19 protein-coding genes are annotated in these 19,788 nt (G+C 65.7%); 12 read left to right on the plus strand and 7 right to left on the minus strand.

The genetic code is table 11. The features are described 5' to 3' along the window. Positions 1-16: 16 nt before the first annotated feature. Entirely contained in the window at positions 17-658 is a 642-nt protein-coding gene (locus QUE25_RS14585; RefSeq protein ID WP_278951419.1) for a helix-turn-helix domain-containing protein, read from the minus strand. Between the two features lie 138 nt (positions 659-796). Between QUE25_RS14585 and QUE25_RS14590 the strand changes: the two genes are divergently transcribed. Then, the gene (locus QUE25_RS14590; protein ID WP_278951416.1) at positions 797-1,084 is read left to right on the plus strand and encodes a S1 domain-containing protein; all 288 of its coding nucleotides are present in this window, start codon (positions 797-799) and stop codon (positions 1,082-1,084) included. Positions 1,085-1,229: 145 nt separating this feature from the next. Then, entirely contained in the window at positions 1,230-3,023 is a 1,794-nt protein-coding gene (locus QUE25_RS14595; RefSeq protein WP_286266284.1) for an IlvD/Edd family dehydratase, read from the plus strand. A gap of 107 nt (positions 3,024-3,130) precedes the next feature. Here the strand turns inward: QUE25_RS14595 and QUE25_RS14600 are convergent, their stop codons facing one another. Together QUE25_RS14600 and QUE25_RS14605 are read right to left on the minus strand one after the other, a co-directional pair. After that, positions 3,131-4,399: an MFS transporter gene (locus QUE25_RS14600; protein WP_286266287.1), complete on the minus strand. Its 1,269-nt coding sequence runs from the start codon at positions 4,397-4,399 to the stop codon at positions 3,131-3,133. Positions 4,400-4,587: 188 nt separating this feature from the next. Then, positions 4,588-5,868, minus strand: coding sequence for a S49 family peptidase (locus tag QUE25_RS14605; protein ID WP_286266289.1), 1,281 nt, complete (start codon positions 5,866-5,868; stop codon positions 4,588-4,590). 125 nt (positions 5,869-5,993) lie between these two features. Here QUE25_RS14605 and QUE25_RS14610 point away from each other — a divergent pair, with 125 nt between their 5' ends. Then, complete coding sequence (locus QUE25_RS14610) at positions 5,994-6,698, plus strand: HAD family hydrolase (protein WP_286266290.1); 705 nt, start codon at positions 5,994-5,996, stop codon at positions 6,696-6,698. Then, a complete protein-coding gene (locus QUE25_RS14615) occupies positions 6,691-7,641 on the plus strand; it encodes a tRNA (adenine-N1)-methyltransferase (RefSeq protein WP_286266292.1) in 951 nt (316 codons plus the stop codon). Before QUE25_RS14610 ends, QUE25_RS14615 begins: the two co-directional genes overlap by 8 nt. Before the next feature lie 7 nt (positions 7,642-7,648). On the opposite strand, the gene QUE25_RS14620 is transcribed toward QUE25_RS14615, so the two are convergent. The 3 genes from QUE25_RS14620 to QUE25_RS14630 all read right to left on the minus strand — a co-directional run bounded on the left by QUE25_RS14620 (position 7,649) and on the right by QUE25_RS14630 (position 10,863). After that, entirely contained in the window at positions 7,649-8,263 is a 615-nt protein-coding gene (locus tag QUE25_RS14620; protein WP_286266294.1) for a hypothetical protein, read from the minus strand. Continuing rightward, on the minus strand, positions 8,260-9,816 hold the full coding sequence (locus tag QUE25_RS14625; RefSeq protein WP_286266296.1) for a polysaccharide deacetylase family protein: 1,557 nt from the start codon (positions 9,814-9,816) through the stop codon (positions 8,260-8,262). The genes QUE25_RS14620 and QUE25_RS14625 overlap by 4 nt, the downstream gene beginning before the upstream one ends. A gap of 117 nt (positions 9,817-9,933) precedes the next feature. Further along, complete coding sequence (locus QUE25_RS14630; RefSeq protein ID WP_286266298.1) at positions 9,934-10,863, minus strand: SMP-30/gluconolactonase/LRE family protein; 930 nt, start codon at positions 10,861-10,863, stop codon at positions 9,934-9,936. 116 nt (positions 10,864-10,979) lie between these two features. On the opposite strand from QUE25_RS14630, the gene prcB reads away from it, so the two are divergent. The 5 genes from prcB to der all read left to right on the plus strand — a co-directional run bounded on the left by prcB (position 10,980) and on the right by der (position 15,594). Further along, a complete protein-coding gene (gene prcB / locus QUE25_RS14635; protein ID WP_286266301.1) occupies positions 10,980-11,747 on the plus strand; it encodes a proteasome subunit beta in 768 nt (255 codons plus the stop codon). Next, complete coding sequence (gene prcA, locus QUE25_RS14640) at positions 11,744-12,415, plus strand: proteasome subunit alpha (RefSeq protein ID WP_286266303.1); 672 nt, start codon at positions 11,744-11,746, stop codon at positions 12,413-12,415. The genes prcB and prcA overlap by 4 nt, the downstream gene beginning before the upstream one ends. Position 12,416: 1 nt before the next feature. After that, on the plus strand, positions 12,417-13,484 hold the full coding sequence (locus QUE25_RS14645) for a prephenate dehydrogenase (protein WP_286266305.1): 1,068 nt from the start codon (positions 12,417-12,419) through the stop codon (positions 13,482-13,484). A gap of 73 nt (positions 13,485-13,557) precedes the next feature. Next, a complete protein-coding gene (gene cmk / locus QUE25_RS14650) occupies positions 13,558-14,217 on the plus strand; it encodes a (d)CMP kinase (RefSeq protein WP_286266309.1) in 660 nt (219 codons plus the stop codon). A 27-nt stretch (positions 14,218-14,244) separates the two neighbouring features. Beyond that, positions 14,245-15,594: a ribosome biogenesis GTPase Der gene (der, locus tag QUE25_RS14655; protein WP_286266311.1), complete on the plus strand. Its 1,350-nt coding sequence runs from the start codon at positions 14,245-14,247 to the stop codon at positions 15,592-15,594. A gap of 21 nt (positions 15,595-15,615) precedes the next feature. Here the strand turns inward: der and QUE25_RS14660 are convergent, their stop codons facing one another. Next, the gene (locus QUE25_RS14660; protein ID WP_286266313.1) at positions 15,616-15,963 is read right to left on the minus strand and encodes a VOC family protein; all 348 of its coding nucleotides are present in this window, start codon (positions 15,961-15,963) and stop codon (positions 15,616-15,618) included. A 141-nt stretch (positions 15,964-16,104) separates the two neighbouring features. Between QUE25_RS14660 and helR the strand changes: the two genes are divergently transcribed. The 3 genes from helR (at position 16,105) to QUE25_RS14675 (ending at position 19,787) form a co-directional block, all read left to right on the plus strand. Further along, positions 16,105-18,258 (plus strand): RNA polymerase recycling motor ATPase HelR, encoded by a 2,154-nt coding sequence (gene helR, locus QUE25_RS14665; RefSeq protein ID WP_286266315.1) that lies wholly within the window; start codon positions 16,105-16,107, stop codon positions 18,256-18,258. Positions 18,259-18,352: 94 nt separating this feature from the next. After that, on the plus strand, positions 18,353-18,778 hold the full coding sequence (locus tag QUE25_RS14670; protein ID WP_286266317.1) for an OsmC family peroxiredoxin: 426 nt from the start codon (positions 18,353-18,355) through the stop codon (positions 18,776-18,778). A 67-nt stretch (positions 18,779-18,845) separates the two neighbouring features. After that, a complete protein-coding gene (locus tag QUE25_RS14675; protein ID WP_286266318.1) occupies positions 18,846-19,787 on the plus strand; it encodes an NUDIX domain-containing protein in 942 nt (313 codons plus the stop codon). Position 19,788: the final 1 nt, after the last annotated feature.

A 19,788-nucleotide genomic window follows, 5' to 3' on the forward strand; every position in this document is an offset into this window, starting at 1 on the left:
GGTTGGGCGGACCTCATCACCGCCCGATGCGGATCGCCCAAAGCACGTGGGTATCACTCGACCGAATTCGTCTCGCCGAGATCTGACACTGATCGACATCGAGGATCTCAGCAACCAGTTGCTTCACGCCCGCTGACTTCATACTCAGCGGATCGCTTACCGGTCCCAGCTTGGTGACCAACCGCCCACCATCTGCGTTGCTGGTCAACGTCACGATGCCCGATGCCGAGGCACCCAGTATGTACTCGTCCTGCGCAGGTTGGACGTATTCGATCGTCAGCCTCCCGGATAATGCTCGACGGACCCGATAGGCGCACGCGCGGAAGAATCCCGCTGGCAAGCCTGATGTCTCGCACTCGTCGTCTGTGCCTGGCACTGTGGTGCTTGGCCAAACGGAAGGGTCTGAAGCATCCAGGACGACGTCTTTGAGGTTATCCACACCGAGATCGCGCAAGAACTGGCCGAGGAGATCAGTGGCCCGCGCGTCGGCGAGCGCTTCTATGAAGGAAAGGTCGGCCGCGTATGCCGGGGGCACCTGTGCGCTGGAGGTTTGTTCCCAACTGTCAATCGCCTCGGGCGATACTTGCAACCGACGAGCGAGCCACGCCTTTGATAAACCAAGGCTTTCTCGCACTGCGCAGAATTCCGCACCATTCATGTGGCTGCTCCCATATCGCGCCCCTCGCTACGAGTCGTCAGCTTGTTCACCAAGTCGCCAGACAAGCTCCGCCGCGTAGTAGTATCACATAGATTCTGTCCAAACTTGCCAGCAACGTTGCGTACGAAAGGATACTCAGTGCACAAACTCGCCACCGGAATTGTCGAGTCATGGGATTCGGACCGCGGATATGGCGTGATCATGATGGACGGGAATATTCCGGTGTGGTCTCATTATTCAAGCATTCGTGGAGTAACCGGATTCGCGAACCTTGCCCGCGGTGAACGGGTCGCGATGACCCTCGAATCACGGGACCCCTTGGCAAAAAACACGGAGGCTCCAGGATTCGCATGGATTACGGCCGACGTCTATCCGATAGATAGAACCAAGACGAACTCGTTCGACCAGCACCGCGCAAGACAGTGACATCCGAACGATCGGCCCCCACACCGATCGTCCACCACCCGGAAACGAGCTGCAAGGAGGAGTGCGGTAGATTCGTCAGGGTCAATCCGGGCGAGCAGCGCTGTCGCGTCCGCCCGCAGGCACGTCACCGAACGGAATGCTCACCATGACTGATCGTCAGCGCAGATTACGTAGTCAAGCCTGGTTCGACGATCCGGGCAATCTGGATATGTCGGCGCTGCACATCGAGCGCTACATGAACTGGGGACTGACCCGTGAGGAGCTGCAGTCCGGTCGTCCGATCATCGGCATCGCCCAGACGGGTTCTGACCTGGTGCCCTGCAACAGGCATCATCTGGAATTGGCCGAACGGACGCGGGAGGGTATCCGCGAGATGGGCGGGATCGCGCTGGAGTTTCCGGTGCACCCGCTGCAGGAGAGCGCCAAGCGTCCGGCGCCTGCGCTGGACCGCAATCTCGCCTATCTCGGATTGGTCGAGGTGCTCTACGGCTACCCGCTCGACGCCGTCGTGCTGACTACCGGATGCGACAAGACGATGCCGGCCTGCCTGATGGCTGCGGCCACCGTGAACATCCCGGCCATCGTGTTGTCGGGTGGGCCCATGCTGAACGGCTGGTACAAGGGCGAACGCACCGGATCGGGCACGATCGTGTGGAAGGCACGCGAGCTGTTCGCCGCCGGCGAGATCGACGAGGAGACCTATGTCGAGTTGGTCGCCTCCGCTGCACCGTCGCCAGGGCACTGCAACACGATGGGTACCGCCTCCACGATGAACGCGCTGGCCGAGGCGCTCGGCATGAGCCTGCCCGGCTGCGCGGCTATTCCGGCACCGTACCGGGAGCGCGCCCGCATGGCCTACCAGACCGGTCGCCGGATCGTGGAGATGGTCGCCGAGGATCTCAAGCCGTCGGACATCTTGACGCGCGAGGCGTTCGAGAACGCGATCGTGGTGAACTCTGCGATCGGCGGATCGTCGAACGCACCCATCCACATCGGTGCGATCGCCCAGCACATCGGCGTGGAGCTGCCGCTGGACGAGTGGCAGCGCATCGGACACGAGGTTCCCCTGCTGCTCAACATGCAGCCGGCCGGTGAATACCTCGGCGAGGAGTTCTTCCGCGCCGGCGGGGTGCCCGCGGTGGTGCATGAGCTGATGGAGCACGGCCTCATTCATACCGAGGCGCTGACTGTGAACGGCGCCACCATCGGTGAGAACTGCCGTACAGCCGCCGCGACGGATCGCGATGTGATCGCCCGCTACGACGCACCGCTGGTCGACAATGCCGGTTTCCTGGTGCTGCACGGGAATCTGTTCGACAGCGCAGTGATGAAGACCAGCGTGATCTCCGACGAGTTCCGGGAGCGCTATCTGTCGGACCCGGCAGAGCCGAACGTGCTCCAGGGCAGGGCGATCGTCTTCGATGGTCCGGAGGACTATCACGCGCGAATCGATGATCCGGAGCTGATGATCGACGAGAACTGCCTGCTGTTCATCCGCGGAGCTGGACCCATCGGTTTCCCCGGTGCGGCGGAAGTGGTGAACATGCAACCGCCTGCCGAGCTGATCAAACGTGGCGTGCATTCGCTGCCATGCATCGGAGACGGCCGCCAGTCGGGTACCTCCGGTTCGCCTTCAATACTCAATGCCTCACCCGAGGCCGCGGCCGGCGGCGGGCTCGCCATCTTGCAGACCGGCGACACCGTACGCATCGACCTCAACAGCTGCACTGCCGATGTCCTGGTTCCGGACGAAGAACTGGCCGAGCGCCGGCGAGCGCTCGATGCGGCCGGCGGGTTCTCGTTCCCCGCGTCCCAGACGCCCTGGCAGGAGATACAGCGCAGCATGGTCGAACAGCTGGGTGATGGCATGGTCCTGGGCCCGGCAGTCAAATACCAGCGAGTCTCCCAGACCTTCGGGGTGCCGCGCGCCAGTCACTGACCAGCAGTCAGGCAACTTGGGTAGGGTTATCGCCCACAGTGGGGGACAACCCTACCCAAGTTTGATGTTTGGCTTCGGATCGGGAGCCACCCGGGCTCGAAACCGGCTCAGCGTGCGGCGAAACGAGCGGCGACTCCCACCGCGAGCAAGGAAACGGCCGCAGCCACCACCGCAACGCCAGGAAAACCGGCAACGGCCATGACCGGGCCGCCGGCCAGCGCGGCCGCTGCCGCGGCGAACGACATTACGGCGTCGCTGAAACCCTGAGCCGCAACACGGTGCTCCGCCGGCAGCGTCTCCACCAGCAGAGTGGAGCCGGCCACCGTGGCCGCGGACCAGCCCACGCCCAGCAGGACCAGGCAGCTGATGACCAGCAGCGTGTGATGACTGAAGGCGGCTGCACCACCGGTGGCAACGAGCAGAGCCGTCAGGCCGCCCAGCGCCGTCCGCCAGGCACCGACGCGGTCGGTGAGCCAGCCCATGATCGGAGAAAGGGCGAACATGCCGGCGATATGCAGGCTGATCGTCAACCCGATGAGCCCGATCGTCCCCGCCTCCGCCGTGCCGGTTGCTGACTCGTGGTTCAGATGCACCGGTGTCATCGTCATCACTGCCACCATCGCGGCGTGCGCACCGGCCATGACGACCATCACAGCGGCCGCTGCGGGATAGCGTCGGCAGACGGCCCAGCCGCCGGCAGATGACGCATCGGCACTGCCGCTGACCGGTTTGCCGTCCGCATCAAGTTCGGCTCGCACCAGCAGCGGATCAGGACGCAGCCCCCACCAGATGATCGCGCATCCGACGATCATCCCGGCCGCAGAAATGAGGAATGCTCCGGCGCTCGACGGCAGCCCGAGCGCCACGGCAACCACAGCGCCGGGAGCGACCAGATTCGGACCGAAGACAGCGCCGATGGTGATGGCCCACACGACGAACGACAGATCGCGTCCGCGGCGCTCCGGCCGCGCCAGATCTGTGACAGCGAATCGGGCCTGCAGATTCACTGCATTCGCCACGCCCACGCCGAAGCTACCCAGCACCAAGACCGGAAATGACTGAATGATCACGGCGTACACCAACAGAACGGTGCCGACGATCGCGCCGCACAGCCCGCTCGCCAGCGCGACCCGCCGGCCCGTGCGCAAAGCCATACGTGACAGCGGGACCGCCGTGCAAGCCGTGCCGAGCGTCACAGCGGTATTGCTAGCGCCGGCCCAGACCTCGGCGCCAGCGAACTGCACGGCGAGGATCGACCCGAGCGTGAGCGTCGAGCCCGCACTCAGCCCGGAGAAGACCTGGGCAGCAGCCAGCGTCCAGACCGTCCTGCGCTGAACAGCGGCGGTATTCAGCCGAGATTGCGGGCTGTGGCTCATCGTCGGAGTCTAGGCGATGGTCCGGGCACCAGTTCGGCTCAGCAGCCTCAAAAGCAGCTAACAGCCCGCTGATGCCGGCGCCATCGGCCGTACACAGTGCCTCGAGATGATCGACTCAGCTCCACCAGATCTGACGCGCCCGCGGATTGCTGATGACGAGCACCGACCTGAGACTGTCCAAATGCAGATCAGCCGCCGCAGACGCTGGTGAAATCTCCCGCGAACGCCAGCACGGTCGGGGATCCGACACAGATCGAACTGGTCGGTGTGCTCCCATCGACCGTACTCAACGGCACATTGTGGCCGTATACTCGGGCTTGCACCCCGAACAATTGGGCCAGGCCGCTCGGCATCGCGGGGGAGACGACCTTGGTATCGCTCGGATCCACACCGCTGACCTCGGCGGCACGCAGGAACCCATCCGGACGGCCCATGATCTCGTCCACCAGGCCCTTGTCGATGGCTGTCTGCGGGTCGAACAGGTACGCGCCCAACTCGTTGACGATGCGGTCTGCGGGAATGCCGCGGTGCTGTGCGACATAGTCGACGAACTGCTGGTATTCGATCGCGATTCCGTTGGTGTAGGTGGCCCGCTCCTGTTCGCTCATCTCACGGAATGGATTCCCGAAATCCTTACCGGTGCCCTGAGTGAGGTATTCGTAGGTGATGCCTCCGGTGGTGATGACACCGGAGGTGAGGATATTGCCGGTGAGTCCGGTCACATCCCGGTAGTACTCGAACGGGCCCATGATCACACCGATGCTGCCGATGAGCGTCCCGTAATCGGAGATGATCAGGTCAGCCGGGGCCATCGCGTACATGCCACCGGACGCGGCCATCGCCTGCACATAGGCGACTACCTTCTTGCCGGTGCGCTCCTGATAACGGACGATCGCGTCGGCAATCGCCCGAGCGCCACTGATGCTGCCGCCGGGAGTGTCCATCAACAAGACCACGCCGGCGTAGTCGTCGGCCTTCAGTGCGTCCAGCTGATCGGCGATCTCATAACCGTAGGTGGCCGAGCTGTACAGCGTTGCGCTCCCGGTGTTGTCGATGACTCCCGAGATGTTGATGGCGAGCAGAGTATTCGAGGCATTGGCCGGGCCCCAGACGTGGCTCATGCTGTTCTGGGCGCTGGTGGCCACGTTGCCGAGCGTGCGTCCGATCAAGCCCATGCCCAGCAGACTCACGACAGTCAGGACGAGGGCGACTGCTCCCGCGCCGACGGTGAGGCCCAGCCCGGCGCCGAAACCCTTCGCGAACGGCTGTTTGAAGCTCGACTGCGGTGCGGGCAACCGAACGGGTTGGATACCGGGATGCGGCGCCGGGGCTATCGGAGGTGCGGCCTGCGGCATCGGGCTCGGCGGTGGCACCTGCGCGGCGCTGCCGCCGGTCTGGTCCTCGCCACGGTCGGCCGGTTCGGTTGGTGCGTGAGGCGGGGGAACAGAGGACGAGTCGCTACTGCTCATGGGGGACAATCCCTTCACTCATGGGGTGGATGGTGACGCCCCCAGTATTTCGGAAGATCAGCGCCCATGTGGCAGTCAGCCGGCAACGATTGGTTGCAGCATTGCCTGGCTGCGACAATGGGCCAGTGCAAAGCCAGACCAGACCAAGAGCCGTGCTGTGGGACTTCGATGGGACGGTGGCCAACACCGAGCCGGTGTGGATCGCCTCCCAGATCGGGGTCATGGCCTCTTACGGGGTGCCGTATGCCTACGAGCAGGCCGTCAAGCTGTGCGGGGTATCCGCGGCGGTGTCGATTCGGGCGCTGTTCGATGCCCACGAAGCAGTGCACGGTGAGCCTCCGCAGATCGAGGGTCCGGCACTGTGGCAACAGATCGTCGACGGAGTGATCCAGCGGATCAAGGAAGAGCCGCTGCCCTGGCTTCCCGGTGCCCGCGAGCTGCTGATCGAGTTGCACGCCAAGGGCGTGCCGATGGCGCTGGTCTCGGCCAGCCCGCGCGACATGATCGACGCGGCACTGGCCAAGGTGCCAGATGGCATCTTCGACGTGGTGATCGCCGGTGACGAGATGCCTCGCAGCAAGCCCGCCCCGGACAGCTATCTGCTGGCGGCCGAGCGTCTGGGGGCAGCCGCGGACGACTGCATCGTGGTGGAGGACTCGATCTACGGCACCGCGGCAGGACGCGCGGCCGGGGCGGCGGTCATCGCGGTGCCGTGCATGCAAGACCTGGACGAACACCCCGGTCAGTTGCTGATCCCGACGCTGGCCGGACTCACAGTCAACGACCTGGCCCGGATCTGGCACGAGCTGAAGGAAGCAGCGGATGAGTGAACTCGACCCGGCGGCCTATTCCGGCGTCCACACCGGGCCGCTGCGGGCCGGCGAGTGGGTCTCGCTCACCGACGCCAAGGGACACCGCAAGTCGCTGCTGCTGGACGCGGGCAAGACCTTTCACACCACCAAGGGCGGGCTGGCGCACGACGACATCATCGGGCAGCCCGAAGGTGTGGTGGTCACCACGGTCGGTGGCCTGCAATACCTGGTCTTCCGGCCTTTGCTGAACGAATACATGGTCTCGATGCCGCGCGAGGCGGCGGTGATCTACCCCAAGGACGCCGCGCAGATCCTGATGCGCGCCGACATCTTCCCTGGTGCCCGCGTGCTGGAGGCCGGGGTTGGTTCTGGTGCCCTCAGCCTGGCGCTGCTGCGCGCGATCGGCCCGACCGGGCAGCTGCACAGCTACGAGCGGCGAGCCGAGTTCGCCGAGGTGGCGCGGGCCAATGTCGAACAGTTCGTCGGCGGCCCGCACCCGTCGTGGACGCTGAGTCTCGGCGACCTGGCCGAGGTCATCGAGGACGAACCGATCGATCGCGCGATTCTCGACATGCTCGCACCCTGGGACTGCCTGGAAGCAGTCGCCGGCGTGCTCGAGCCGGGCGGGATTCTGTGCTGCTACGTGGCCACCACCACCCAGATGGGACGAGTGATGGACACCCTGCGCGCCGATGGTGGGTTCACCGAGCCGACCGCGTCCGAGGTCATGGTGCGCGACTGGCACGCCGAGGGCCTGGCGATCCGGCCCGGGCACGCCACCACCGCGCACACCGGCTTCCTGGTGATGACCCGGCGGATGGCTCCGGGGGTGATCGCTCCGCTGCGCAAGCGTCGCCCGGCGCCGGGAGCATACGGGCCCGACTACGTCGGCCCGATCCCGCGCAATGTGCGTCCCGAACATCTGGAGGCCAACCGGACGCGGGCGAGCGAACTCGGCTAAGCCGCGCCTAGTGCACGGTCTCCAGAAGCTGGCCGATGGCAGGTCGGTAGGCCTCGATCGACTCGCCGTCGGGGCGTTCGGCGGTCACGGTCACCAGAGTGCCGCCGCGATCGACCACCGCGAGCACTGCGAAGACATCGTCCAGATGCCACACGGTGTGGCCGGAGGCCAGCGTCTCGGTGCGCACCGCGGGCAACTCAGCGCCGGCACCGATGATGGCGGAAGCCTTCTGGCGTAGAAGCGCCTCGGCTTCGGGCTCGGCACCTGGTCCGGATGACTCGATCTCGACGGCGAGCACACGATCGGGAGAACGTAGCAGCAACCCGGCATGACCGCCGAGGTAGACCCGTGGCGATCGCAGATCCGGCAGCACCGGGATCCGGAGGAGGTCGTGCACGAGTGGCTCGGCCAGCCAGTGCTGCGCCGGCGTGATGGTGACACCGTCGGCGATCTCAATAGCCTGGATGCCATCGGAGATCTCCGCCTTGGCCCGGGCCGCGTGCAGCGGGCCGAGGGTCACAGCGTAGCCAACCCCGGTCGCGATGAGCACCAGCACAATCGTGCGGATCAGCCTGCCCGCCCGGCTCAAGCGTCTGGGGGACTTGCGGCGGCCCGTACTCATCGGCGGGTCACCTTGCCCGGCGGTATCTTGCCGCCGAACAACTGCGTCAGCGTCACGGGGGTGAAGCCGCGGTCCTGGAGACCTGCCATGACATCACTGGCTGCGGTGACCGAATCCCGGTGGGTGTCGTGGAACAAGATGATGTCGCCGGGTTTCGATACCGGCACCGAACGCTGAATCAGCGCGGCGCGGCCAGGCCCCTGCCAATCGTTGGTGTCGATCGACCAGAGGATCGCCGGTTTGCCGATGGCGGCCAGCACGGCATCGTTGACCGCACCGTACGGTGGGCGGAAGAAGGTGACGGGTTCACCCGTGATTCCCGCGATGAGATCGGCGCAGCCAACGACTTCGGCGCGGTCCTTGTCGGGCCCGACCTTGGTGAGATCGGGATGGGTCATGGTGTGGCTGCCGATGTCGTGGCCGTCGGCGGCGACGGCCCGCACGATGTCGGTGTTGCCCGTGATGTTCTTGCCCTGCATGAAGAAGGTGGCGCCGGCTTGTGCGGCCAGGAGTGTCTTCAGCAGGTCCTTGGTGTAGGGGCCGGGACCGTCGTCATAGGTCACGGCGACGCAGGTGTGCAATGAGCAGTCGACCGGCAGGCTCGCGTTCCAGGCCGGCAAACCGGCGAAGGGGGTGTTGCGCTGGTTCTCGAGCGCAGCCGCGGCGTCGGTCTGCCATCCGGCGAGCAGGTCCGAATCGGCTTCGATGCTGGTGGCGGCGGTGGTTTGATCGAGACCCAGCCCGGCGAGTTCGGGGGAGGCGATACCGGGCGGAAGGGTGATGGTGGCCGTGCCGTCGTCCCGTTCCCGGACATCGGCGAGAGCCTGCGCCGCCAGTGCCGTCTGCTCGTCCGATGGTGGCGCGATCGGGGCGCTGCTCAGGCCACCGGCCTGGCGACGAAGCTGCTCGACGGTCCTGGTCCACACGTCGGAGGCTGCGTCCGGCTTCCAGAAAGCCGCCGCATCGGTCACGGTGCCGCCGGCGACGTCGGCATACAGCGTCGTCTTCTGATCGGCGGTCACAGTGCCGGCGGTGCCGGTGACCGTGCGCATGGTCACCCCGACGATCGAACCGAAGGCGGCAATGACCTCGCAGGTGATCGCGGTGCCTGTCGCATTGGCGGGACCGGTCGCCGGGTCGGTCAGCACCCGGTCGGCATCCCAGCCGGCGGAACCGGGTAGACAGCCACGATCGGCCAGACCGGAACCCGACGGGAAGGCCTCCGGTGTGAACGAGAGCTGAGCCAGTGGTGCGCGGATCATCGCATCAACGCGCTTGTTGAACTCGCCCGCGCCGGCGATCTGGACATACCGGGCCTGGTATCCGGCGGCATCATTGCGGATCCGCATGCGGATGAACCCCAGGTCGTTCAGCGCTGCGGCCGTATCGGTATCGGATGCAGCCAGCCGCACACCCGCGTGATCGTCCCAGCCCGGTGGCGTCCATCCCTCGACCGCCGGGGGCTCGGAGCAACCGGCGAGCAGCGCTAGTGCGAGGACGCCCACCAATGGGGCTCCCGGGGCACGGCCTGGTCCAGCAGCCCGAGCGCTCATCTGTGATCCCCCGATCTTCCTCAGCCAGCAACGCTGAAGCAGCATCTGACGTGCTTCAGCTTAACAAAGCTGCTTGTCGGGATCTGTTAGCGGGCGGGCGAGTCGCGGCAGTTGCGATCAGAGCCGGGCCCGCAGCACATGCGAGGCGTCACGCACGGTGGTGGGCAGCCGGTAGGCCTGCGTGGTACACAAGACGAACAGGTCGGTGCCGTCGTCTCCGCCGAAGCAGAGGTTCCCCACGTGACCCTCGGCTGAGGGAATGTAGGCGATCTCTTCGCCGCCGGGGCTGTACACGTGGACGCCGCTGAACTCCGCACTCCAGACATTGCCGAGTTCGTCGACTCTGATGCCATCGGCGATGCCGTCCTGGACGAGGACGAAGTCTCGTCCGCCCTTGCACAGGCGTCCGTCGATCACCTTGTAGACGCGAATGGCGTGGGTGCCGTCAGGATTCGGCTCCTCGCTCGGCAGATCGATCGAATTGTCCGAGGAGTACAGCAGCGACTCGTCGGGTGAGAAAGCCAGGCCGTTGGGCATCTCGACATCCATGATCACCGGTTCGCATTCGCAAGTGACCGGATCGAGCCGGAAGACCCAGTGATCGCGGTACTCGAGTCGGCCGGGATGGCCTTCCCTGCCGCGGAAGATGCCGTAGGAAGGGTCGGAGAACCAGATGGTCCCGTCGGACTTCACGATGACATCATTGGGGGAGTTGAACCGGCGGCCGTGCCAGTCGCTGACCAGCGGCGCCGGTTCGTCGCCGCGGTCGACCTCGACCCAGCGGTTGCCGTGCGAGCACTGGATGACCTCGCCCTCCAGGCCTGTGGTGCGTCCGTTGGTGAACTCGACACCTTCGCGGTAGACGCTGACCAGGCCGGTGGCAGCACTCCACTGCAGGATGCGGTTGCCGGGAATGTCGCTGTAGCGCAGAGCCGCCTGCTCCGGGAGCCAGACGGGGCCCTCCGCCCATTCGGCCAGTACCGAGCCATCACCCAGGAGTTCCAATTCGCTACCGGCCAACAGGCCAGTCTTGTCAACGAAACTCATGTGTTTCTCACCTTCGTTCGTCCGGGCACCGCTGTGTGCCGCTAGCGACATCGTATAGCCATCGCCGTGGGCAGGAATCGGGCGGCGGGGCCGCCTCGGGGTAGGCTTTCTCAATCATGGAGAACTCCGGGACCTTCGAGCTGACCAGTTCGTTCACACGCTTCGCCGAGCGCGTTGCCCCCGAAGCGTTGCCTCGGTCCGGCGGCCTGGGTACGGACTTGGCCCCGCACGGCACCACGATCGTTGCCGCGGCCTTCGACGGTGGGGTTGTGATGGCCGGCGATCGCCGGGCCACCATGGGCAACCTGATCGCCCAGCGCGACATCGAGAAGGTCTTCGGTGCCGACGAGTACTCGATCATCGGGATTGCCGGTGTCGCGGGTATCGCGATCGAACTTGTGCGACTGTTCCAGGTGGAGCTGCAGCACTACGAGAAGGTCGAGGGTCTTCCGCTGAGCCTGGACGGCAAGGCGAACCGGCTCGGCGCCCTGGTGCGCGGCAATCTTGACCAGGCGATGGCTGGTCTGGCCGTCATCCCGATGCTGGCCGGTTGGGATATCCAGCGTCGGCAAGGCCGCATCTTCAGCTATGACGCCACCGGCGGACGCTACGAGGAGACCGGCTTCCACGCCATCGGATCGGGCGCGGCATTCGCGCGGGGCTCGCTGAAGAAGACCCATCGTCCGGGGCTCGGCGAGGACGCCGCGATCGCCGCTGCGATCCGCTCACTGTACGACGCGGCCGATGACGACTCGGCCACCGGCGGGCCCGACCTGGCCCGCAGTATTTTCCCGGTCGTGATGAGTGCCAGCGCCGGCGGAGTGCGCCAGCTCAGCAGCGACCAGGTCGCCGAGATCACCACCCGAGTGCTGGAGATGCTGTGAGTCTGCCGTTCTATGTTGCCCCCGAGCAGCAGATGAAGGACCGTGCGGAGTTCGCCCGCAAGGGGATCTCCCGTGGGCGCTCGGTGGTGGTGCTGCAGTATCGCGATGGCATCGCGTTCGTTGCGGAGAATCCCAGCCACACGCTGCACAAGGTGTCGGAAATCTACGACCGGATCGGGTTTGCCGCGGTCGGACGCTACAACGAGTTCGAGAATCTGCGGATCGCCGGCATCCAGTACGCCGACCTGCGCGGCTATTCCTATGATCGCCGTGATGTCACCGGACGCGGGCTGGCCAACCAGTACGCCCAGCAGCTGGGGACCACCTTCAGCTCGGGTGTCGACAAGCCTTTCGAGGTCGAACTCATCGTGGCCGAACTCGGCCCGGCCCCCCAGCAGGATCAGGTCTTCCGGATCGGATTCGACGGAACGATCACCGATGAGCCCGGCTTCACCGTGGTCGGCGGCGCCGCCGAGACTCTGCACGCGGCGATCGCCCGTGACTTCGCTGCCGACGCCGGACTCGGGCAGGCCATCCGGCTCGCCTCCGCCGGTTTCTCCGATGGCATCGCCCTGGAGGTGGCGGTACTCGATCGGACGCGCACCCAGCTGCGCACGTTCCGCCGCATCGGATCTGCCGAACTCGGCCAGTTGTTGAGCGACGACTGAGGTGGGCATCGAACAGATATCGCCGGCGCTGATCATCGGCACCGGGCTGGTGGGAGCGTCCATCGGTTGTGCTCTGAGCGAGGCCGGCGTGGTCGTCCATCTCAAGGACCGCGACCGCTCGCATGCGATTGTTGCCGCTGGACGAGGGGCCGGGCGCTTGGAGGCGCCCGATCCGGCACAGGTGAAGCTGGTCGTGGTCGCCACCCCGCCCGCGGTGATCGCCCAGGTCGTCGCCGCCAGCCTGGAAAAGTATCCGAATGCGGTGGTCACCGATGTCGGATCGGTGAAGACCAGGATCACCTCGGATCTGCAGGCGCTGCACATCAATCTCCGGCGCTACGTCGGTGGGCACCCGATGGCCGGCTCGCATCAGTCCGGCCCGTTGACCGCCGCCCCTGAGCTGTTCGTCGACCGCACCTGGGTGATCAGTGCACGTCCGGAGAACCCGGACTGGGCGGTCGAGCGGACCCGCCAGCTGGCGCTCACCTGCCAGGCCCGCATCCGTGAACTGGACGCGGCCGAGCACGACCGGGCGGTCGCCGAGGTGAGCCATTTCCCGCAGCTGGTCGCCAGCCTGACTGCCGCGCGGCTGGCGCAGGTGCCGTCCGAAGACCTGCGGCTGGCCGGGCAGGGGGTCCGCGATGTGACGCGGATCGCGGCGTCCGATGTGACGATGTGGCGTCAGATCGTGTCGGCGAACACCGCCCCGATCCGCGAACAGCTGGTGGCGATGCGCGACGATCTCGATCATCTGATCGGTGCGCTGGATGATCCACGAGTCGTCATCGATCTGCTCACCCGCGGCAATGAGGGTGTCCGGGCACTGCCCGGCAAACGGGGCAAGCGCCCCGATGAGGTGATCTCGGTCGTGGTGGAGATCCCGGACGCGCCCGGCGCGCTGGGCCAGCTGTTCGCGAGCATCACGACCAACGGCGTGAACATCGAGGACCTGTCGATCGAACACGATCCTGATCGTCCGGCCGGCTACCTGTCGATCGATGTGGCGCCCGAGCGCGCCGATGCACTGCGGCAGCTGATCCGCGAACATGGTTGGGGATTGCGCTCCTGAGAGTCGGGCTCGGGCCCGGAAAGGATGAGAACTCGTGGTGAACGCTGCCAGGCGACCTGGACTGGTGATAGCCGTGGACGGACCGAGTGGGGCCGGCAAGTCGTCGACCTCGCGCGAGGTCGCGGCCAGGCTCGGGTGCGCCTACCTGGACACCGGGTCGATGTACCGGGCGTTGGCTGTGTGGTGTGCCGATCACCGGATCGCCGCCGACGACACCGATGCGGTCGTCGCTGCGGCGCGTGACCTGCCGCTGGAAATCACCCCGTCACCGGCCGGATTCACGGTGGCCCTCGACGGACGCGATGTCACAGCACGACTGCACCGTCCCGAGGTTTCCGGGATGGTATCCGGCTATGCGGCGGTCCGCGATGCCCGTCGGTCGCTCAACGCGAGGATGCGGGCGATCATCGCCGCGAGCGGACGCATCGTCGTCGAAGGACGCGACATCACCACGGTTGTCGCCCCTGACGCCGACCTGCGGGTGTTGCTCCAGGCCGATCCTGCTCGCCGGATCGCCCGGCGAGAAGCCGAACTGAACGGTGCCGCCGACCGCAAGACCGTCACCGAGCAGGTGGTCGGGCGCGACGCGGCCGACTCGGCGTCCAGCAAGTTCGAGACTCCGGCTGCTGGTGTGGTGCTGATCGACTCCACCGAACTGACCCTTGAGCAGGTCGTCGACAAGGTCATCGGCCTGGTACCGGCAGAGTTGCGCGAACCCGCCCGAGCGCACTGACAACCGCGGTCGGGTAGCGTTGAGCGAGTGAGTGAACCCGCTGATACCGAACTGCCCGCCGAACGTCCCGTGGTCGCGGTGGTCGGGCGGCCGAATGTGGGCAAATCCACCCTCGTCAACCGAATCTTGGGACGACGCGAGGCTGTCGTCCAGGACACCCCTGGGGTCACTCGGGACCGGGTGAGCTACGACGCCGAATGGGCCGGGCACGAATTCGTGCTCGTCGATACCGGCGGTTGGGCCTCGGATGCCACCGGCATGGCCGCGCAGATCGCTGAGCAGGCCGAGATCGCCATTCAACTCGCCGATGCCGTGCTCTTCGTGGTGGACGCCACGGTCGGCACCACCGACGAGGACGAGGCCGTCGTCCAGGTGTTGCGGCGCAGTCGCAAGCCGGTGGTGCTGGCAGCCAACAAGGTGGACGATCAGCGCGCCGAGGCCGATGCAGCGACCATGTGGAATCTGGGGCTGGGCGAACCTTGGCCGGTTTCGGCGTTGCACGGTCGCGGCACCGGCGACATGCTGGACGCGCTGCTGGCGGTGCTGCCGTCCAGCGATGCGCTGCGTCCGGTCGAGGTCGGGGGACCGCGCCGGGTGGCGATCGTCGGGAAGCCCAACGTCGGCAAGTCGTCGCTGCTGAACAAGCTGGCCGGAGCGAACCGATCGGTAGTATCCGACGTCTCGGGGACCACTGTCGATCCGGTCGACGAACTGGTGAGCATCGGCGGCCAGGAATACCGGTTGATCGACACCGCCGGGATCCGCAAGCGCGTCAAGGAGGCCAGCGGCAGCGAGTACTACGCGTGGCTGCGTACCCAGGCGGCGATCGAACGAGCCGAATGCTGCGTCGTGGTGATCGATGCGTCCGAACCGGTCGCCGAGCAGGATCTGAAGATCTTGTCGCAGGTGGAGCAGGCCGGTAAGGCGATGGTGATCGCCTACAACAAGTGGGACCTCACCGACGAGGAGCGTCGGCGCTATCTCGACCGCGAGATCGAGCGCGATCTGAACGCCTGGGCGTGGGCTCCGTCGGTCAACATCTCGGCGTTGACCGGCCGCAATGTCGACAGACTGTCGAAGGCGATCGAGTTGTCGCTGCGCGGTTGGGAGACGCGGGTCACCACGGGTCAGCTCAATTCTTTCCTCGGACGCGTGGTGGCGGCCCATCCGCACCCGGTGCGGGGCGGCAAGCAGCCGCGCATCCTGTTCGGAACGCAGGCGCACACCGCGCCGCCGACGTTCGCGCTGTTCACCTCGGGCCAGATGGATCCCCAGTACGTCCGCTTCATCGAGCGCCGGCTGCGCGAGGAGTTCGGCTTCACGGGCAGCCCCATCCACATTGAGGTCCGGGCCAGGGCCAAGCGCAAGGATCGCTGACTGCCCCAGGCAACCAAGCGGTCAGCCCTGCGGAGCGATGCAGAATTGGTTGCCCTGCGGATCGGCAAGGGTGAACCACCGGAATCCCTGTTCGTTGCGTTCGCCGACCAGGCTGGCTCCGGCATCCAAGAAAGCCCAGACGGTTGTCTCCAGGTCGGTATCTGTGCCGAGATCGAGGTGAATGCGGTTCTTTCCCGGTGTGGGGTCGTCGATCTTCTGGAAGGCCAGGATCCCAATCGGAGTGGAGACTATGACGAACCAGCCATCGTTTTCTTGGATGATCTGCCCGCCAAGACGGTCTGCCCACCAATGGGCGAGTGGTAGAGGATCCACGGAGTCTGTGGTGATCATTCCCAGCGTGAGGCTCATGCGGCAACGCTAGTCGCTCGGCCGGCAACAAATGCGCGTCGTTGCATTTCCAGGTTATAGCCCACCAGGGGGCTTGCCGCAAGGCCCCCATCTGGGCGCACAATGGCGGCTGCCTCATCTGCCATCGCCGGAAGGAGCACCATGACCTCCGAAATTCTCGACACCTTTGCCCTGTCCAATCCGGCCAAAGCCGATCCCGACCTGATCGATGCTGACCGCGAGCATTTCGCAGCAGTCTCGGCTTGTCTGAAGCAGCGAACCGCGAAGCTGTCGGCTCAACTCGACGAGCTTCGCAGGGCTCCCGGCGGCAAAGGAGGAGCCGCCTCGGAACGTGACTCGCAGATCCGCCATGCATCGGCGCAGCTGAGGATCCTGCAGCGGTTTGGTCTCGACATCTGTCTGGGGCGAATGGTTCGGGCTGACAACCCGCGACGGCCGATCTATATCGGACGCGTCGGCCTGAGCGACGATCACGAGCAGCAGTTGCTGATTGACTGGCGGGCGCCTGCGTCCGAGCCCTTCTTCGCTGCCACTCATGCCGCGCCGATGGGCCTGCTCAGTCGCCGCCGCTATCGATGGCGGGACAGCCGCATCCGTGATTACTGGGACGAGGTGTTCACTGCCGAAGCGCTCGAGAGCAACACTGCCCTGGACGACCAGTCGGCTTTCATCGCCAGCCTGGGCGCCGTCCGCTCTCCGAAGATGCGCGATGTGCTGAGCACGATCCAGGCCGATCAGGATGCCATCATCCGGGCCGATTCGAAAGGTGCCCTGATTGTCGAGGGCGGCCCCGGCACGGGCAAGACGATCGTCGCGCTGCATCGGGCGGCCTATCTGCTGTACTCCGATCCGCGTCTGGACGGCCATCGCGGAGGAGTCCTGGTGGTCGGGCCGCACCAGCCCTATCTCAACTACATCGCCGATGTGCTGCCGAGCCTCGGCGAGGAGGGTGTGGCAACCTGCACGCTGCGGGATCTGGTCCCCGAGGGTCGCGCGGCTGGGGTCGAGCGCGATCCGGACACAGCTGCGCTCAAGGCGTCCACGGCCATGGTGAGTGCCATAGAACCGGCCGTGGCGTTTTACGAGGAACCTCCGACCGAGACGCTGCTGGTGGAAACGGACTGGAACGAGATCGAGCTCGATGCCGACGACTGGAGCGAGGCATTCGATGCCCGCGATCATGCGACGCCCCACAATGAAAGCCGCGACGAGATCTGGTTCGCGCTGCTCGATATCCTGATGGACAAGAACGACGATGACATCCCATCCGAGTTGCTCTACCGGTCGCTGACGACCAACCCCGATCTGAGAAGGCACTTCAGTAGGGCATGGCCGATTCTCGACCCGGGCGACCTGGTCGGCGACCTGTGGAGCGTGCCGGCCTATCTGCACCGTTGTGCGCCCTGGCTTGGCCGCGATGAGATCTACCGCTTGCAGCGCGCCGAGCCGCGCGCCTGGACACTGTCGGATCTGCCACTGCTGGACGCCGCGAGGCAGCGTCTCGGCGATCCGCAGGCGTCGCGGCGCGCTCAACTGCGACGTCGCACCCTGACCGAACAGCGCGAGTACATGGACGATGTCGTCGATTACATTCTCAGTACCGATGACGACCCTGACAGCGCACTGCCCATGCTCCGTGGAGACGATCTGCGGACCAGTCTGCTCGACGATGACGCCGTGCCCTCGGCAGACCGGAACCTCCTTGATGGCCCATTCGCACACGTCATCGTCGACGAGGCCCAGGATCTGACTGATGCACAGTGGCAGATGCTGTTGCGGCGATGCCCGTCGCGAAGCTTCACCATCGTCGGTGACCGGGCGCAGTCGCGGAGCGGATTCGACGGCAACTGGGACGAGCGGCTGCACGCACTCGGCGTCCACGATGTGCGACTGGCCGGGCTGACGATCAACTATCGCACGCCGGTGGAGATCATGGACCAAGCCGAAAAGGTCATCCGCTCGGTGATCCCGGACGCGGATGTGCCGACGTCCGTACGGAGCACCGGCATTCCGGTGCATCGCGGCACCGTCGATGAACTGGACGCAGTCCTCGACGACTGGCTGGCCACCCATCCCACGGGGACGGCCTGCGTCATCGACAGCTCGAGGGCGCATTCGACGCCTGGCCGCGTATCGTCGCTGACCCCCGAGCTGGCCAAGGGCCTGGAATTCGACCTAGTCGTGTTGATCGAGGACAGTGAGCCTCAGGCGGGCGTCGCCGCCGTCGTCGATCGCTATGTGGCGATGACGCGGGCGACTCAGATGCTCGTCATCCTGACCGGGCCGCGTGTTTGAATCGGCAGTAGAAACGACTGGATCTCGCCGTCCTTGCCTGAGCAAGGTAGGCTGGCGAGATCAGTGGAAATCCCTTACGACAAGGAGCGATACCATGCCTAAACCGACCATCAGCACCGCAACGACGCACTGGGAAGGCAATCTGTTCCAAGGCAAGGGCCAGACCGAACTGACGACATCCGGGGTCGCGACCTTCGATGTCAGCTGGGCCAAGCGCGCCGAAGCCGGTCAGGGCAACACGAACCCGGAGGAGTTGCTCGCCGCCTCGCTGGCCACCTGCTACAGCATGGCGCTGAGCAACGCATTGTCCGAGGACGGACACGATCCGGCCAGCATCGATACTCAGGCCGCGGTGACGTTCGTGGCCGGTCAGGGTGTCACGGGTATCACTATCAGCGTTTCGGGTGATGTGCCGGGGCTGGATGCCGATGGTTTCAAGGCCAAGGCAGAGTGGGCGAAGGACAATTGCCCGATCTCTCAGGCACTCAAGGCAGTGCCGAAGGAACTGGAAATCCGCTGATCGGCCATTCGCTCAATAGTGACCGCAGGTTCATCGGCTCGTAACAGCCGCGTGGCAGTCTGAAAGTGTGACAACCGCTGTTTCTGCCGAACAATCCCCACTACCTCCGCACCCGCGCGATCCGGGCGATGCCTGGGTCGAGGCGCCGACGGGGGAGCGTTACTGGGGCCGTTTCGGTGCGGCGGGACTGCTCGTCCTCGACAAACAGGACCGCGTGCTGCTGCAGCACCGAGCCGAGTGGAGCCATCACGGTGGCACCTGGGGCTTGCCCGGAGGCGCTCGGCATCAGGGTGAATCTGCCATCGATGGGGCGCTGCGCGAAGCTGCCGAGGAAGCGGGGGTCCCGCGTGAATCGGTGGCCTCGCGCGCGCTGAGCGTGCTCGATCGAGGTGTGTGGACCTACACGACGGTCATTGCCGACGATGTCACCCCGTTCGAGCCGGTCATCTCGGACACCGAGAGCATCGGATTGGAATGGGTGCCGGTTGGCGAGGTCGGCGACTATCCGCTGCATCCGGGTTTCGCGAGTTCCTGGCAGATGCTGCAGACGATGCTGGCCACTCGTCCGGTTGTCGTTGTCGACGCGGCGAATCTGGTGGGGTCCACACCGAATGGCTGGTGGCGTGACCGCGCCGGAGCCACGACTCAGATGATCAACAAGATCGCCCCGCTGGCCTCGGCCGGAATAGCCGCTTCTGCGCTGGAGCTGCCTGCCGACCACTGGTTCCCGGAATTCGTCGTGGTGCTGGAGGGCAAGGCCCGCGCGGCGATTCCCCTGCTCGGTGCTTCTGACGGCGCTGGGCGGCTGGGCGTCACGCCGGCGCCGCGGCTGCGGCTGGAGTCAGCTCCCGGGGCTGGTGACGACGCGATCGTGACGGAGACTGCACGCCTGGTTGAGGCGGGCAAGGCCGTCACGGTCGTGTCGAGCGATCGAGAGCTGACCGCTCGGGTCACCAGAGCCGGGGCGAGCGCCCGTCGAGTGCGCTGGTTGTACGACCTTCTGGACTGAG

This window comes from Brooklawnia propionicigenes (assembly GCF_030297015.1).
Classification (GTDB): Bacteria; Actinomycetota; Actinomycetes; order Propionibacteriales; family Propionibacteriaceae; genus Brooklawnia; species Brooklawnia propionicigenes.